The 15193-nt window shown below is 68.0% G+C and carries 15 protein-coding genes; 3 read left to right on the forward strand and 12 right to left on the reverse strand.

Going from position 1 to position 15193, the window contains the following annotated elements; genetic code table 11:
- The 3 genes from L286_RS30640 to L286_RS30650 form a co-directional block, all read right to left on the reverse strand.
- Positions 1–436: NAD(P)(+) transhydrogenase (Re/Si-specific) subunit beta (locus L286_RS30640; RefSeq protein ID WP_021223189.1), on the reverse strand; the 436-nt coding region annotated here is incomplete at its 3' end.
- The gene (locus L286_RS30645; RefSeq protein WP_007683957.1) at positions 436–705 is read right to left on the reverse strand and encodes a proton-translocating transhydrogenase family protein; all 270 of its coding nucleotides are present in this window, start codon (positions 703–705) and stop codon (positions 436–438) included. The genes L286_RS30645 and L286_RS30640, both read right to left, overlap by 1 nt.
- Before the next feature lie 131 nt (positions 706–836).
- On the reverse strand, positions 837–944 hold the full coding sequence (locus L286_RS30650; RefSeq protein WP_021223190.1) for an aa3-type cytochrome c oxidase subunit IV: 108 nt from the start codon (positions 942–944) through the stop codon (positions 837–839).
- A 170-nt stretch (positions 945–1114) separates the two neighbouring features.
- Here L286_RS30650 and L286_RS30655 point away from each other — a divergent pair, with 170 nt between their 5' ends.
- Both L286_RS30655 and L286_RS30660 read left to right on the forward strand, forming a co-directional pair.
- Positions 1115–2560 (forward strand): sigma-54-dependent transcriptional regulator, encoded by a 1446-nt coding sequence (locus L286_RS30655; RefSeq protein ID WP_020818262.1) that lies wholly within the window; start codon positions 1115–1117, stop codon positions 2558–2560.
- 123 nt (positions 2561–2683) lie between these two features.
- The gene (locus tag L286_RS30660) at positions 2684–3310 is read left to right on the forward strand and encodes a hypothetical protein (protein WP_013040758.1); all 627 of its coding nucleotides are present in this window, start codon (positions 2684–2686) and stop codon (positions 3308–3310) included.
- 185 nt (positions 3311–3495) lie between these two features.
- Here L286_RS30660 and L286_RS30665 read toward each other — a convergent pair whose 3' ends face one another.
- From L286_RS30665 to L286_RS30705, 9 genes are all read right to left on the reverse strand, one after another.
- Positions 3496–3999, reverse strand: coding sequence for an asparaginase domain-containing protein (locus L286_RS30665; RefSeq protein WP_020818261.1), 504 nt, complete (start codon positions 3997–3999; stop codon positions 3496–3498).
- Between the two features lie 67 nt (positions 4000–4066).
- Positions 4067–4879, reverse strand: a complete 813-nt coding sequence (locus L286_RS30670) for a pyrroline-5-carboxylate reductase family protein (protein ID WP_020818260.1) — start codon at positions 4877–4879, stop codon at positions 4067–4069.
- Between the two features lie 11 nt (positions 4880–4890).
- The gene (locus L286_RS30675; RefSeq protein WP_020818259.1) at positions 4891–5397 is read right to left on the reverse strand and encodes a YbjN domain-containing protein; all 507 of its coding nucleotides are present in this window, start codon (positions 5395–5397) and stop codon (positions 4891–4893) included.
- 92 nt (positions 5398–5489) lie between these two features.
- The gene (locus L286_RS30680; RefSeq protein ID WP_007683948.1) at positions 5490–5780 is read right to left on the reverse strand and encodes an accessory factor UbiK family protein; all 291 of its coding nucleotides are present in this window, start codon (positions 5778–5780) and stop codon (positions 5490–5492) included.
- A gap of 46 nt (positions 5781–5826) precedes the next feature.
- Positions 5827–6375 carry a TspO/MBR family protein gene (locus L286_RS30685; RefSeq protein ID WP_007683946.1) on the reverse strand — a complete coding sequence of 183 codons (549 nt, stop codon included), beginning with the start codon at positions 6373–6375 and terminating at the stop codon, positions 5827–5829.
- A 20-nt stretch (positions 6376–6395) separates the two neighbouring features.
- Positions 6396–9500 carry an efflux RND transporter permease subunit gene (locus L286_RS30690; protein WP_020818258.1) on the reverse strand — a complete coding sequence of 1035 codons (3105 nt, stop codon included), beginning with the start codon at positions 9498–9500 and terminating at the stop codon, positions 6396–6398.
- A 12-nt stretch (positions 9501–9512) separates the two neighbouring features.
- Entirely contained in the window at positions 9513–10571 is a 1059-nt protein-coding gene (locus tag L286_RS30695) for an efflux RND transporter periplasmic adaptor subunit (RefSeq protein WP_020818257.1), read from the reverse strand.
- A gap of 59 nt (positions 10572–10630) precedes the next feature.
- Positions 10631–11395: a TlyA family RNA methyltransferase gene (locus tag L286_RS30700; protein WP_020818256.1), complete on the reverse strand. Its 765-nt coding sequence runs from the start codon at positions 11393–11395 to the stop codon at positions 10631–10633.
- Entirely contained in the window at positions 11395–13413 is a 2019-nt protein-coding gene (locus tag L286_RS30705) for a protein-disulfide reductase DsbD family protein (protein ID WP_020818255.1), read from the reverse strand. The genes L286_RS30700 and L286_RS30705 overlap by 1 nt, the downstream gene beginning before the upstream one ends.
- 76 nt (positions 13414–13489) lie before the next feature.
- On the opposite strand from L286_RS30705, the gene L286_RS30710 reads away from it, so the two are divergent.
- The gene (locus L286_RS30710) at positions 13490–15142 is read left to right on the forward strand and encodes an alkaline phosphatase family protein (RefSeq protein ID WP_020818254.1); all 1653 of its coding nucleotides are present in this window, start codon (positions 13490–13492) and stop codon (positions 15140–15142) included.
- Positions 15143–15193: the final 51 nt, after the last annotated feature.

Genomic DNA, 15193 nt, shown 5'->3' on the forward strand with positions numbered 1-15193 from the left:
CCGCACCCGCGCAGGCCATCGCCCCGCACGCGAGCGCGGCGCCGATCGCGGCAGCGGCCTCCATGCGCAGCCGGTCCGTCATTTCGTCCAGCAGGCCGAAGGCATGGGGATCGCGCCAGGCCGCTCCTGCCAGGAAGACCGCCGCCAGCCCCGCCAGCCCGCCAAACCCGCCCAGCAGCGACGGCAGCGCGGATCGCGGAACGCCGCGCCCCAGCGCCAGCCCGACGGCGCTTCCGGCGATCAGCGCCGCGCAGATTTGCGGCAGCGCCATGACATCATGGCTGTAGAGGGTCACGGCCGCCGCGACCGTCATCGCGGCGCTCGCCAGATGCGCGCCCCGCCGCAACCCGCCGCCAAGCGGGGCCAGCAAAGCCGCCGCGAACAGCAAGGCGGCCAGCGACCAGCCGGCCAGGAGCGTCGCGTTCACGCCTTCCATCATGGCCGGGGCGGCATGTCGATCCGCCGCGCCGCCACGAAGCCGCCGCAAAGCCCGGCGCTGCCCGCCACTATCGCCAGCAGGCCGAATATCCGAGCCAGGCTGCTGCCCGCTTCCGCCGAGACGATCAGCGCGCCGAGCAGAATGGCGGATGACAGCATCTGGAGGACGGAAACGAGCGCCCAGCCCTCATCCGGCCGCGTCCGCCATGCGACGAGCGCCCCGACGATGCAGGCCGCCAGGAAGAAGGGGAGAAGGAACGCCATCATCTGTTCCCCCTCATTGCGGGACGTCGACGACCGTCCAGCCCCGCCGGGCCGAAGGAGATCGTCGGGAAACCGACCGCTCCTTCATTCTCCGGGGACGGGCCGTCTCGCCCACCCCGGCGACCAGGCGCGCCTTAGCTGGCGATCAGCAGCACGACCAGGGCGGCGACGACGACGCTGGCGATGGTTCCCCATTTGATGAGGGCCACGAACCCTTCATAGGTCTGGGTTGCGCTGTTCATATTCCCGTCCGAAGCCATGCACCGTCCCTCTCTGTCCGTTTCGCGGGCATCCTCTTATCGCCAAGGCCGCTCCCCCTCAAGCCGTCAGCGAACAAGAAAATTTTTCCGGTTAAGCCGGTCTTTACCCCTCTTCCCTACTTTCGGTGCCAGTTCGCATAAGAGGGGTAAGGATGGCGCGCGACGGCGTTCCGATGCTGATGTTGATCGACGACGAGCCGGCGCAGCGCAGGCTGGTGTCGGCTCTCGCCGCCCGCGCGGGATGGCGCACCATCTTCGCCAATGACGGCGACACCGCGATTGCGATGCTGGGCACGCAGGACGGCATGCGGCTGGACGCCGTGCTGCTCGACCAATGGAGCCCCAGCTACGAGCCGACCGGCCTGGTCCGCGAACTGCGCGCCCGCCGCCCTGCCCTGCCCATATTGATCCTGACGGCGCATAACAATGTCGCCGTTGCGGTGGAGGCGATGCGGGCCGGCGCCACCGACTATCTCGCCAAGCCGATCGCGCCCGAACGGCTGCTCGCCGCGCTCAACGCCACGCTGAACGGCGAACATGGCAAGGGCGAGTTGCGCCCGCTGACCGAGAAGATTCCCGCCGCCCTGTCCTTCGAGGATGTGGTGGGCGCCGCGCCGCAGTTCCGCGCCGCGCTCGCCATCGCGGCCAAGGCCGCCCGCGCCCGCGTCCCCGTGCTGATCGAGGGCGAGAGCGGCGTCGGCAAGGATGTGATCGCCCGCGCGATCCACGCCGCATCCCCCCGCCACAAGCAGGCGATGATCACCGTGAATTGCGGCGCTATCCCTGCCAATCTGGTGGAATCCGACCTGTTCGGCCATGAACGCGGCGCCTTCACCGGCGCCTTCGACCGGCAGGTCGGCAAGTTCGTCGCGGCCGACATGGGCACGATCTTCCTCGACGAAGTGAGCGAAATGCCGCTGGACGCGCAGGTGAAGCTGCTGCGCGTGCTTCAGGACGGCGAGGTCCAGCCGATCGGCGCGCGCCGCCCGATCCATGTCGATGTCCGCGTCATCGCCGCCACCAACAAGCGGCTGCATGACGAGATCGAGGCGGGGCGCTTCCGCGAAGACCTATATTACCGCCTCAACGTCGTGCAGCTCACCATTCCGCCGCTGCGCGAACGTCTGGGCGACGTGCCGGCGCTGTGCCGCCATCTGCTCGCCCGCATCGCGACCCAGCCGGGATTGCGCGGCCTTGGCCTTACCGACGACGCGCTGGCGCTGCTGATGCAGCATGACTGGCCGGGCAATGTGCGCCAGCTTCAGAACGCCCTGTTCCGCGCCGCGGTGCTGTGCGAGGGCGATGCGCTGACCCCCCAGGACTTCCCGCAGATCGCCGCGCAGATCCGCGGCCGCGGCCATGGCGAGTCCCGTGGCCGGCTCCATGCCGTGCCGCAGCCGCATCGGGAAGCCGCCGGCATCACCCTGTTCGAAGGCGACGGCCATGTCCGTCAACTGGCGGAGATCGAGGCGGACGTCATTCGCCTGGCCATCGGCCATTATCGCGGGCGCATGACCGAAGTGGCCCGGCGGCTGGGCATCGGCCGCTCGACCCTTTACCGCAAGCTCGCTGAACTGGGCATCGACAGCGCCGCCTGATCTTTTCGGGCTGCCTTTTCTGGGCCGCCTGATCGGGCCGGACGCCCCGCGCCATCGTCGCTCCATCGCGCCGCGTTCGGTTGCGGCGTTGAAATGTCGCGGCGGCTATGCTTTGGGGGAGCGATGAAAAGCGCCACCCTCGCCGCCGCCATGCCACTCCTCCTGCTGGTCGCCTGCGGGCGGGCGGAACCTGTAGAGGATCTCCCGAGCCAGGACGAACTCGCCGCCGCCGCCAACGCCGCCGCGGCCAGGGCGATGGCCGAAGCGAAGGCCGACACCCCCGAATCGCGCAACTATGTGAATGTGGAACGCGGCTTTTCCATCACCTTCCCCGAAGGCTGGCAGAAGGACGCGGCGTCCAGCAATGCCGACGGCGTGGTCTATCAGGACCCCGGCGCGGGCGCGGACGTCCGCATCTTCTGGCAGAAGAAGGAGGGCGACCAGACGCTGCAACAGATCGTCGAGACGGTGAGCGAAGGCTCCGAAGGGGTAAGCGGCGATTATATCGGCGACAATGAATATCGCGGCACGGCCAATGACGGCGAGGGGAACAACGTCGCGCTGCGGCTTATGAAGCAGCCGGACGGCGCCATCGTCACGGCCAGCTTCGTCTATCCCGAAATGCTGAGCGAGCAATATCAGGCGATGGCGGAAAAGACGCTCGACAGCCTGCGCATCTTCGCGCCCAAGGCGCAGACGCCCGACGGCGCCGCCGTTCCGGCGGCTGCGGGAAATGCCGGCACGCGTTGAGGCGGCCGGTGATGAAGTGATCATGGATGGGGAGCGGACATTCCCCTATTCGTCACTCCGGACTTGATCCGGGGTCCCGCTACCTTTTCCAGGCGCACTCTCAGAAAGAAAGCGGGACTCCGGATCAAGTCCGGGGTGACGAAACTGATGACCGCAACTGGCCACAAACCACCCCCAGCGCGAACTCACTCGTCGATCGGAACGAAGGCGCCCTTTTCCCGGTCCTTCATCACCTTGTCGGCCCGAAAGACCGACCCGCTCATCGTGATGTAAACCCCCGGCGCGGCAAGCTGCGCCGTCGCGAAGGCCATGCCCAGGTTGAAGCTGGCGTCGCTTTCCCCGAAACGCGCCGGGGCGAGAGCGCCCACCAGCACCACCGTCTTGCCGGCAATGGCGGAGAGCGACTTCGCCGTCTCCGTCATCGTGTCGGTGCCATGGGTGATGATGATGCGGCTTTCCGGCGCGGCGGCGACCCGGTCGCGGATCAGGGCGCGGTCGGCATCGTCCAGTTCCAGGCTGTCCTTGCGCACCACCTCCTCGATGCGGAAAGGCCGCTTGACCCGGCCGATGTCGAGCAGCTTCGCCACCACGGTTTCGCCCACCTGATAGTCCGACAGCGCATCGAAATAGATCTTGTCGATGGTCCCCCCGGTGGTGAGGACAAGAATCGGCGTTTCGGGGGACGGCATCGCAGGACTCCAAAGGGGACTGTTGCCCCCTGTAAAGCATTTCCATGAAGAGGTGAACCGCCCGGCCCTATTCGCCCCTGGCCATGGCCTCGCCCCGGTCGCGGGCGGCGACCAGCGTGTCGGTGAGCAGCTTCAGCAGCCGGTCGTCGGCGTCGAGCACGTTCAGGCCCTGCCGCGTCATGCCGCCGGGGCTGGCCACGCGGTCCGCCAGCGCGGCCGGGCTTTCGCTCGCCAGCGCGGCCATGCTGGCCGATCCGCGCACGGTGGCGAGCGCCATGCGCGCGGCCTGATCGGCGGGCAGGCCGATCGCTTCGCCCGCCCGCGCAAGGGCATCGACGAAGCGGAACAGAAAGGCGGGGCCGCAGCCGGACAGCGCGGTGACTTCGTTGAACTGGCCTTCATCCGCAATCCATTCGGCAAGGCCTAGCGGGGCGATGAACGCATCCACCGCCTTGCGCGACGCCGCCGGGAATGCGGCATCCGCATGGAGCGCGGTGACACCCTCCCCTATGCCCACCGGCAGGTTGGGCATGGCGCGGACGATTTCCGCCGCCGCGGGGAAGACGGCGCGCAGATCGGCCAGCCGCGTTCCCGCAAGGATCGAAACGATCCGCATATCGGCGCTGCAAAGCGGCGCAAGCAGGCCCGCGACATCGCCAAGCTGATAGGGCTTCATGCCCAGCAGGATGGTGGTGCCGGCGGGCAGGGAGGCGGGATAGTCGGTGACGACCGCCACCCCTTCCGCCACCGCCTTGCCGCTGGGACGCAACACGACCACCCGCGCCGGATCGAGGCCGCAGGCGAGCCAGCGCCGCAGCATCTGCCCCGCCATATTGCCGCAGCCGACAAGGAAAAGATGGTCGGGCCAGATGTCGGTCATGGGAAAGGGTCTCAGGCTTCGCCGCGCGTTTCGATGAGGCTGGCGGAAATCGCCTCCGTCGGGGTCTTGCCGCCCCAGAGGACGAACTGGAACACCGGATAGAAGCGCTCGCATTCGTCTATGGCGGTTTCCACCAATATCTGCGCCTGGTCGAGCGTCAGCGTGCCGCCCGCCCCCAGCAGCGTGCCGTGGCGGAACAGCACGATGCCGCTGGACGACCAGAGTTCGAAATGGCCGAGCCAGAGCTGTTCGTTGATCAGGCCCAGCGTTTCGTAGATGGCGCTGCGCTTGTCCTCATTCACCCTGATGTCGGGCAAGGCGAGCATTTGCAGCACCTGGTCCTCGTCGCGCCAGATGCCGCGCAGCTCATATTGCGCCCAGGACCCCTGGGTGCTGGCGACGATCTCATCCTCACCGACCTGATCGTAGCTCCAGCCATGCGCCTCGAAATAGGCGGCCAGCATGTCGATCGGCGCGGCCTCTTGGCCGCCATTTTCATATTCGTCGCTGTCCATCATCTGCGCGCCTTAAAGCATTTTTGTGCGCCGGTGGAAACCGGGGCGGCATGGAAAATGCGTGGACAACTCCGCTTCCGCCGGAAATCAGCCGGTTATTCGCCGTCCCTGGGCTTGGCCCGGACCGTCTGCTTGACCGGTTCGGACGCCTTGCCCTCCAGCGCGTCGAGCCGGGCCTTCAGCAATTCCACCTCCTCCCGGGCGGCGGCGGCCAGCGCCTTCACCGCGTCGAATTCGTCGCGGCTGACGAAATCCATGCCGCCGATCCACTGCTTGGCCTTTTCGCGGGCGTTGGTTTCGAATTCGCGGCTCATGCCCGCGACGGTTCCGGCCGCGCCGTTCACCAGCTTGGCAAGGTCGTCGAAAAAGCGGTTTTCGCTCTGCATGATGCTATGTCCTTCCGTGCGGCGTCGCGACGGGCGGCGCCAAAAATCATATCTGGGTCTGGAGAGCGGGTTTGCCAAGGCTTTCCGCGTCCGGATTGAGGCGGCCGATCTCATAGTTGAGGTAGGAGGCGAAGGCCAGCCAGCACAGATAGGGCAGCAGCAGAAGTCCCGCGACCCGGCGGACGCGCCAGAACAGCGCGGTCGTGACGGCGACCAGCACGAACAGGACGACGATCAGCGCCAGGGCCTGATCCACCTGATGCGCCCGGAAGAAAAGCGGCGACCAGAGGAGGTTGAGGATGAGCTGCGCGACGAAGGCGATGATCGCCGCGCCCCTGCCCCTGGCGCCGCGGGCGTGGAGCACGATGGCGAAGGCCAGCGCCATCAGTACATAAAGCACGGTCCAGGCGGCGCCGAAGACCCAGCCGGGCGGGATCAGTTCCGGCTTGGCGAGCGCGGCGAACCAGCGATTGCCATAGCCACTATTGGCGAGCTTGCCCGAAAGAAAGCCAAGGAAAACAATCGCGGGCACAGTAACCAACGCCCAGCGCGCATAGGCAAGACGTAATTGACCCGGAGACGCAATCTCGTTCATCGGCAACGAAGCTCCACCTTTTACTCGGCGGCTTCGGGCGAATCCTTCAAGGCCGAGTCCAGCCGCCGACTGACGGTTTGCGGTGAAACGGTTCGTCCCGCAACCCGCGAATAGAGGATCGGGATCAGGAACAGCGTGATCAGCGTCGCCAGGCTGACGCCGGACACCACCACCACGCCGATGGAATGGCGCGCCGCCGCGCCCGCGCCGCCGCGTATGACCAGCGGCATTGCGCCGATGACCGTGGCGATGGAGGTCATCAGGATCGGGCGCAGGCGGCGGGCCGCCGCTTGGCGGATGGCCGCGCCGATCTCCAGCCCCTCGTCGCGCAACTGGTTGGCGAATTCGACGATCAGGATGCCGTTCTTCGCCGCCAGCCCCACCAGCATGACGATGCCGATCTGGCTGTAGAGATTGACCGAGCCGCCCGTCAGCGAGAGGCCCAGCACGCCGCCCGCGACCGCCAGGGGGACGGTGGCGATGATGACGCCGGGATGGACGAAGCTTTCGAACTGGGCGGCCAGCAGCAGGTAGACGATCAATATGGTGAGGCCGAAGACCAGCCAGATCGACCCGCCGGTCTCGCGCAGCGACTGGCTCTCGCCCCGATAGCCCAGCGCCAGCACTTCGGGCGACTGGCGGGCCTGATCCTCTAGGAAATTCAGCGCCTCGCCCAGCGAATAGCCCGGCGCCAGGGCAGCGGTCAGGGTGATGGCGCGCAGCTTGTTGAAACGGTTGAGCTGGCGCGGCCCCGCCACTTCGCGAAGGGTGACGACGGCGGACAGGGGCACCAGCATGCCGGTGCGGCTGCGCACGTTGATGCGCTCCAGGTCGGCCTGGGTCTGCCGCCCCTCCCGCTCCGCCTGCACCAGCACGCGATATTCCTCGCCCCGGTCGACATAGGTCGTGACGCGGCGGGAACCGAGCAGCGTCTGCAAGGCCTGGCTGATGTCGTTGGCCGATACGCCCAGGTCGCCCGCCCGCTGCTGGTCCACCTCGATCCGCATCTGCGGCTTGGTTTCCTTATAATCGGAATCGAGGTTGATGAAGCCCGGATTGGTCGCGGCGGCGGCCATGATGCGGTCGCGCGCGGCCACCAGCCCCTCATAGGTCGATCCGGCCAGCACCAGATTGACCGGCAGGCCGCGTCCCCGGCCAAGCCCCGAACGCGGCGCGACATTGCCGCGCACGCCGGGCTGGCTGGCGATGATCTTGTTGATCGTGTCGGCCACCTGCGCGGTGGTGACGGTCCGGTCCTCCCACGGCCGCAGGAAGGCGATGATGTTGCCGCCGTTGAAATCGTCGCTCGCCCCGAAACCGGCGGGCGCGCGCATGTTCAGCACCTGGAGAATGCCCTTGTCCCGCAGCGGCTGAAGATCGGTTTCGATCTTCTGCATATATATATTCATGCGGTCGAAGCCGGTGCCTTCGGGCGCCGTCACCTGGCCGTCGACCACGCCGGTATCCTCCGCCGGGGCGAGTTCGGTCGGCAGCATGGTGAACAGCGCGCCCGCGACCGCCAGGAACAGCGCCACGGGGACGACGGCCATGAGAGGCCGCCTCAGCACCCGGTCGAGCAGGCGTCCATAGGCCGCCTCCAGCCGCTGGAACCGGTCGTCCACCCAGCGCGACAGGCGCGACCGTTCGGAATGGCGCAGCAGCTTCGAACAGAGCATCGGCGCGAGGCTCAGCGAAATGAAGCCGGAAAAGGCGATGGCGGCGATCATCGCGATGGCGAGTTCGCGGAACAGCAGGCCGGTCTGCCCGGCTAGGAACATCACCGGCACGAACACCGCGCAGACCACCAGCGTCGTCGAGATGATCGCGAAGCCCACCTGCCGCGTGCCGAGATAGGCGGCGGCCAGCGGGTCTTCCCCCTGTTCGATGCGATGATAGACATTTTCCAGCACAACGATGGCGTCGTCCACCACCAGCCCGATCGCCAGCACGAAGGCGAGCAATGTCAGCAGGTTGATCGACAGACCCAGCAGCCACATGACGGCGCAGGTCGCCAGCAGGCAGATCGGCACGGTGATCGACGGGATGATCGTCGCCCGCATCGACCCCAGGAAGAGGAAGATGACCAGCACCACCAGCAGGGCCGCTTCGCCCAGCGTGTCGTAGACATTGTCGATGGCGCGGCTGATGAACAGCGATTCGTCCGATCCGATGGTGACCTTCATGCCCGGCGGCAGGGTGGTCCGCAGTTCGGCGATCAGCGCCTTCGCCTTTTCCGCGACTTCCAGAGTGTTGGCGCCCGACTGGCGGATGATGCCGACGCCAACGCCGGTCGCGGCGTTGGAGCGGAAGGAGGTGTAGGGATTTTCCGCGCCCTGCTCGATCCGCGCCACATCGCCCAGCTTCACCTGATAACCGTCCGCGCCGCGCCCGACGACAAGCTGCGCGAACTGTTCGGGCGTGGAGAAGGCGCGCTCGACGCGCAGCGTCTGATTCTGATCCTTCGACTCGAAACGGCCGGCAGGCAGTTCCACATTCTGGGCGCGCAGGGCGCTTTCGATGTCGCCCGGCGTGATGCCGAAGGCGGTCAGCTTCTCCGCATTCAGCCAGATGCGGGTGGAGGGCCGCTCGTCGCCGCCGCCGGTGACGCGGGCGACGCCGTCAATGGCCGAAAAGCGGTCCAGCACGTTGCGGTCCAGATAATCGGCGATCTGGGTGGGGGTCCAGCCGTCCCTGGTGAAGACGATGAACAGGATCGCCCGCGCATCGGCATCGACCTTCCGGATTTCGGGGGCCAGCGCGTCCTCCGGCAAATCCTCCACGATGCCGCTGACGCGGTCGCGCACGTCGTTGGCGGCGGAATCGATGTCCCGCGACGGGTCGAATTCGATATTGACCGAGGAAACGCCGTCCCGCGAGGTCGAATTGATGTTCTGGATGCCCTGGACGCCCGCGACGCCATCCTCGATGATCTGGGTGATGCGGGTTTCGACAACCGAGGCCGCCGCGCCGGTATAGCTGGTCTCGACCGAGACGATGGGCGGGTCGGTGTCGGGATATTCGCGGATGGACAGGCTGAGATAGCCGACCACCCCGACGATGCAGAGCAGCACCGCGACGACCGCCGCGAAGACCGGACGGCGAACGGACAGGTCCGAAAGCTGCATGGCCCGCCTCCCTTAACCGGCCGCCCGGCCGGCGCTCGCGCTCTTCGCCTCCGGCTTGTCGCCCGGCAGGCGCACCGGCACGCCGTCGGTCAGCTTGACGACGCCGTCGGTGACGACGGTCTGGCCCGCCTTCACGCCGCCCAATATCTCGACCAGGCCGTTCTGGCGGATGCCGGTGTCGACCTTGGTCCGCTTGGCCTTGCCGTCCTCCACCACGAAGACGAAGCGATCCTCGCCATCGCCCACCACCGCCAGTTCGGGCACGGACAGCGACTGGCGCTGCTTCGCGATGACGTTGACGGTCAGCAGCATGCCGGGCTTCAGGGCGCGGTCGGGATTGGGCAGGATCGCCCTGATCCGGACGGCGCGGGTGGCGGGGTCGATCACCGGGTCGATGGTGGCGATGGTGCCGGTGAAGGGCCGGTCGGGCCAGGCGGCGGAAACCGCCTTGATCGCCTGCCCTTCCCGAACCATCGACAGGCGGGTTTCGGGAATCGTGAAGTCCAGCTTGATCCGCGAAATGTCGCTGACCGTGGCGATGGGCGTCCCGGCGGTGACGATGGCGCCGGGCGACACGGTGCGCAGGCTGACCCAGCCGGAGAAGGGCGCGCGCACCACGCGGTCGCCGATGGAGGCGCGGGCCTGCTGCGCGCTGGCGCGGGCGGCATTGGCCAGCGCGACCTGGCTGTCCAGGCTGGCCGCGGTCGCGAAGCCCCGCGCCTTCAACGCCTGGATGCGATCCAGTTGCTGCTGGGCGGCCAGCGCCTGGGCCTGGGCGGCGGCGAGTTCGGCCCGCTCCTGTCCCGCCGCCAGGGTCGCGATCACCTGCCCCTTGCCGACATAGCCGCCGTCGCTGAAATTGAGGGAAGTGATGCGCTCCGTCACCGGGGCGGACAGCACCACCTGCTCATTGGCGAAGGCGGTGCCGACGGCGTCCAGATTGTCGGTGAAGGTTTCGGGCGCGATCGGCGCGGCCTCCACCAATGCCGGGGGGCGCGCCTTCTTCTCCTTTTGACCGCCGCAGGCGGAAAGGGTGAGCGCAATCAGGAAGATAGGCAGGATGGTGCGCATGGGATCGGGCTAATCGGCCTTTGCAAGCGACTCAAACGGACGTTTGTCGCAGATGGTTACTATAGCGGCGAAACGAACAGGGGGGGATTATCCGCCAAATATGCGGAGAGGAGAAATTCGACATTGCCCTGGGGTCCGGTGATCGGGCTAGCGACGATGCCTTCGACCTGCCACCCCCTGGAAAGCGCCCAATCCCGCACTTCGCCGCACACCCGTTCATGGATGGCGGGATCGCGCACGACGCCGCCCTTGCCGACTTCCTCCCGCCCCGCCTCGAACTGCGGCTTGATGAGGGCGACGAGGCGCGCGCCGGGGCGGGCGAAGCCCATGGGGCGGTCCAGCACCTTGGCGAGGGAGATGAAGCTGGCGTCGCAGACGATGATGTCGACCGGCTCCGGCACATGGTCGGCGGTCAGGATGCGGGCGCTGGTCTGTTCATGCACGATGACGCGGGGGTCGGACCGCAGCTTCCACGCAAGCTGGTTGGTGCCGCTGTCCACCGCATAGACCCGCGCCGCGCCGTGGGCGAGCAACACGTCGGTGAAGCCGCCGGTCGAACTGCCGACGTCGATGGCGACCGCGCCGGTCACGTCGATCTGGAAATGCTCCAGCGCATGGGCGAGCTTGATGCCGCCCCGCGACACCCAGGGATGGTCCCGGCCCTTCACCTCCAGTTCGGCGTCGGCGGCGACCTGCTGCCCGGCCTTGTCGATCTTCCGGTCGCCCAGGAAGACGAGACCGGCGAGGATCAGCGCCTGGGCGCGGGCGCGGCTCTCCGCCAGGCCATTGTCCACGAGCAACTGATCGGCGCGCACCTTGGCCATCACGACACCAGAGCGGTCAGCGTGGCGGGGGTCAGGAGCTGGGGCAATGTCCGCGCTTCCCTGCCCGGCGCATACCAGAGGTAGAGCGGGACGCCGGAACGCCCCTGCCCTTCCAGGAAGCGGGTGATGGCGGGATCGGCATTGGTCCAGTCGCCCACCATCACCGTGACGCCCGCCTTTTCGAAGGCGGCGCGGGTTTCGTCGCGGTCGATGGCGGCGGCTTCATTCGCCTTGCAGGTCAGGCACCAGTCGGCGGTGAAGTAGAGGAAGACCGGCTTTCCGGCGGCGCGCAGGCCGGCAAGGCGGGCTTCGTCGAAGGGCAGGCCCTTTTCCGAAGCCGCAGCGGCAGGGGCATGGGTGGGAAGCAGGATGGCGGTTCCCGCGAAGAGGATCAGCGCCGCGCAGGCCACCGCCAGCCCGCCGCGCCGGCCATGAAGCTGCCGCCGCCCCAGCCACCACAGGCCGATTGCAAGAGCCGCCGCCGCGCCGAGGCCCAGCAGGATCGCCGGAACGCCCCTTTGCTGGCCGAGCAGCCACAGCAGGCCGAGCGCGGTCAGCGCCATGGGAATGGCCAATATCTTCTGGAGCCGCCCCATCCACGGCCCCGGCCGGGGCAGGCGGGTGCGGAGCGCGGGAATATGGGCCAGCGCCAGGAAGGGCAGCGCCAGGCCAAGGCCAAGCCCCGCGAAGATCGCCAGCGCCGCACCGATCGGCAGGATAAGGGCGGCCCCCATGGCCGCGCCCATGAACGGCCCGGTGCAGGGCGTCGCGACGAAGGCGACCAGCGCGCCGGTCCAGAATGCGCCGGTCGCGCCGCCCTTCCCCGCCAGACGGTCGCCGCCGCCGAAAGCGCTCAGTTCGAACAACCCGGCAAGGTTCAGCGTGATGGCCGTCACCAGCAGCAGCAGCAGCAGGATGATGCGCGGATCCTGCAACTGGAAGGCCCAGCCCACCGCCGCACCGGCGGCGCGCAGGCCAAGCAGCAGGCCGCCCAAAGCGAGGCAGGTGAGGATGATGCCGAGGCTGTAGGCCCATGCCTCCCGCCGGACGGTGCGCTCGTCGCCGCCTGCGCGGGCGAGCTTCATTGCCTTGAGGCCGAGGATCGGGAAGACGCAGGGCATGATGTTGAGCAGCAGGCCGCCGAGCAGCGCGCCGCCTAGCGCGATCAGGACGGTCTGCGCCGTGACGGAGCGGGCGGCGGGGACGGCGCCCAGCCGGGCCGTCAGCAGGAAGCCGACATGGTCGCCGGTGCGCAGCACGGCCTGCACCGGGCCGGATTTCAGGCCCTGCCCGGCTTCGGTTTCGATGATCAGCCGGTCGCCCTGCCGCGTGACGCTCTGCGGGGCGGCATAGCGCGTGAAGCCGTCGGCAAGCGCGAAGAGATGGACGTCGCGGGCGCTGGCCGCCGCCGGAAAGGGCACGGACAGGCGCAGGCGGCCGTCAGCGACGGCATAGCTCGCCTCGCTGCCCAGCGGACGCGGCAGGTGGCTGCGCCAGCCGTCGAACTGCGCCCTGCCGCCCGGCAGGATTGCGCCGTCGCCCGCGACCAGGTCCAGCGCCAGATCGGCTCCCTCCGGCATGCAGACCTTGTCCGTGCAGGCCAGCCAGTCGGCGCGGACCCGGATCGGCAGCTTCGTGCCCAGGGGCACGTCCGGCGCGACGGTCAGCTTCGCCAGCACGCCATAGGGGCCTTCATAGACATGGTTCATCAGGCCGGAGATCAGCAATGTTTCCGGCACCGGATAGCGCAGCGGGCCGATGGCGACGCCCCTGGGCAGCGTCCATTTGACGGTCATGCCCAGGCCCGCGTCGCCCGGATTCTGCCAATAGCCGTGCCAGCCCGGCTCCGGCGTCATGGAAAAGGCGATGGCGGCGTCCTTCCCCGGCTGCGGCGCGGCGCTTTCCGCCGTCAGTTCCGCCGCGATATGCGGCGCGCCTCCGCCGAACGCGCCCTGCGCCTGCGCGCCCGCCGCCATCAGCGAAAGGACCGTCATCAGAAGGACATGAAAAATCCGCATCGGGCCTCTGTTCCAGTGGACGGAAGCGGGCTAGGTCCGCACATAAGCGCCGTCAAGGCATGAGAAGGTATCCATTATGTTGAAAAATGTCGCGGCCGCGCTGCTTCTCGCCGCTTCGCTGCCCGCCATGGCCCAAGGCCCGGTTCAGCCCGCCGCTCCCGCCACTCCGCCCAAGCTGATCGTCGCCATCTCCGTCGACCAGTTTTCCGCCGACCTGTTCAGCGAATATCGCCAATATTATACGGGCGGCCTGCGGCGGCTGACGGAACAGGGCGTCGTCTTCCCCCGCGGCTATCAGGGCCATGCCGCGACCGAGACCTGCCCCGGCCACAGCACGATCCTGACCGGCAGCCGACCGGCGCGCACCGGCATCATCGCCAATAGCTGGTTCGACCTGAACGCCGCCCGCGCCGACAAGCTGGTCTATTGCGCGGAGGATGAGGCGCAGCCGGGCAGCAGCAGCGCCGACTATCAGGCCTCGCCGGTGCATCTTCGGGTGCCGACGCTGGGCGGGCGGATGAAGGCCGCCAATCCCGCCACCCGCGTCGTGTCGGTGGCGGGGAAGGACCGCGCCGCCATCATGATGGGCGGGCCGACCGCCGATCAGGTCTGGTGGCTGGGCGGGCCGCAGGGCTATGTCAGCTACAAGGGGGTGGCGACGCCGCCGCTGGTGGCCAAGGTCAATGAAGTCATGGCCCAGCGCCTGGCCCAGCCCAATCCCGGCTTCGAACTGCCGCCGCAATGCGCGGCCAAGGATTTCCCGGTCAAGGCGGGCAGCATCACCGTGGGCACCGGCCGCTTCGCGCGGGAGGGGGGCGATTACAAGGCCTTCCGGGTCTCGCCGGAGCAGGACGCGATGACCCTGGCCTTCGCCGCCGCCGCGATAGAGGCCATGGCGCTGGGGCGTCAGGCGCAGACCGACATCATCTCCATCGGCCTGTCGGCCACCGATTATATCGGCCACGCCTACGGCACGGAGGGGACGGAAAGCTGCATCCAGGTCGACCGGCTGGACCGCGAACTGGGCGCCTTTTTCGACCGGCTGGACAAGGATGGGCTGGACTATGTGGTGATGCTGACCGCCGACCATGGCGGCCACGACCTGCCCGAACGCCACCGGCTGAACGCCATGCCGATGGAGCAGCGCGTCGACAAGGCGCTGACGCCCAAGGCGCTGTCCGCCGCCATCGCGGAGAAGACCGGCATCGCCGGCAAGACGTTGATCTGGGGCGACGGTCCGGCGGGCGATCTTTATTTCGACAAGGGCCTCACCGCTGCGCAGCGGACCAAGGTGGAGGCGGCGACACTGGCCCTGCTGCGCGCCCATCCGCAGGTGCAGACCGTGTTCACCAGGGCGGAGATCGCGGCCACCCCCTCCCCCTCCGGCCCGCCGGAAAGCTGGTCGCTGATAGAGGAGGCCCGCGCCAGCTTCGACCCGCAGCGGTCGGGCGACCTGCTGCTGCTGCTGAAACCCCGCGTCATGTCGATCCCCGAAGCGGCGGTGATGGGCTATGTCGCGACCCATGGTTCGCCCTGGGACACGGACCGCCGCGTGCCGATCCTGTTCTGGCGCAAGGGGCTGGTTCATTTCGAACAGCCGCTGGGCGTGGAGACGGCGGACATATTGCCGACGCTGGCGGCGCTGATCGGACTGCCGGTGCCGAAGGATCAGATCGACGGGCGCTGCCTGGACCTGATCGCGGGGGATGGGGATAGCTGCGCAAACTGATCATGCACAGCCTGTTCCTGCGCAGGCAGGAACCCAGTTCAGGCGTTGCCT

The organism is Sphingobium sp. HDIP04, assembly GCF_000445085.1.
Taxonomy (GTDB): Bacteria; Pseudomonadota; Alphaproteobacteria; order Sphingomonadales; family Sphingomonadaceae; genus Sphingobium; species Sphingobium indicum.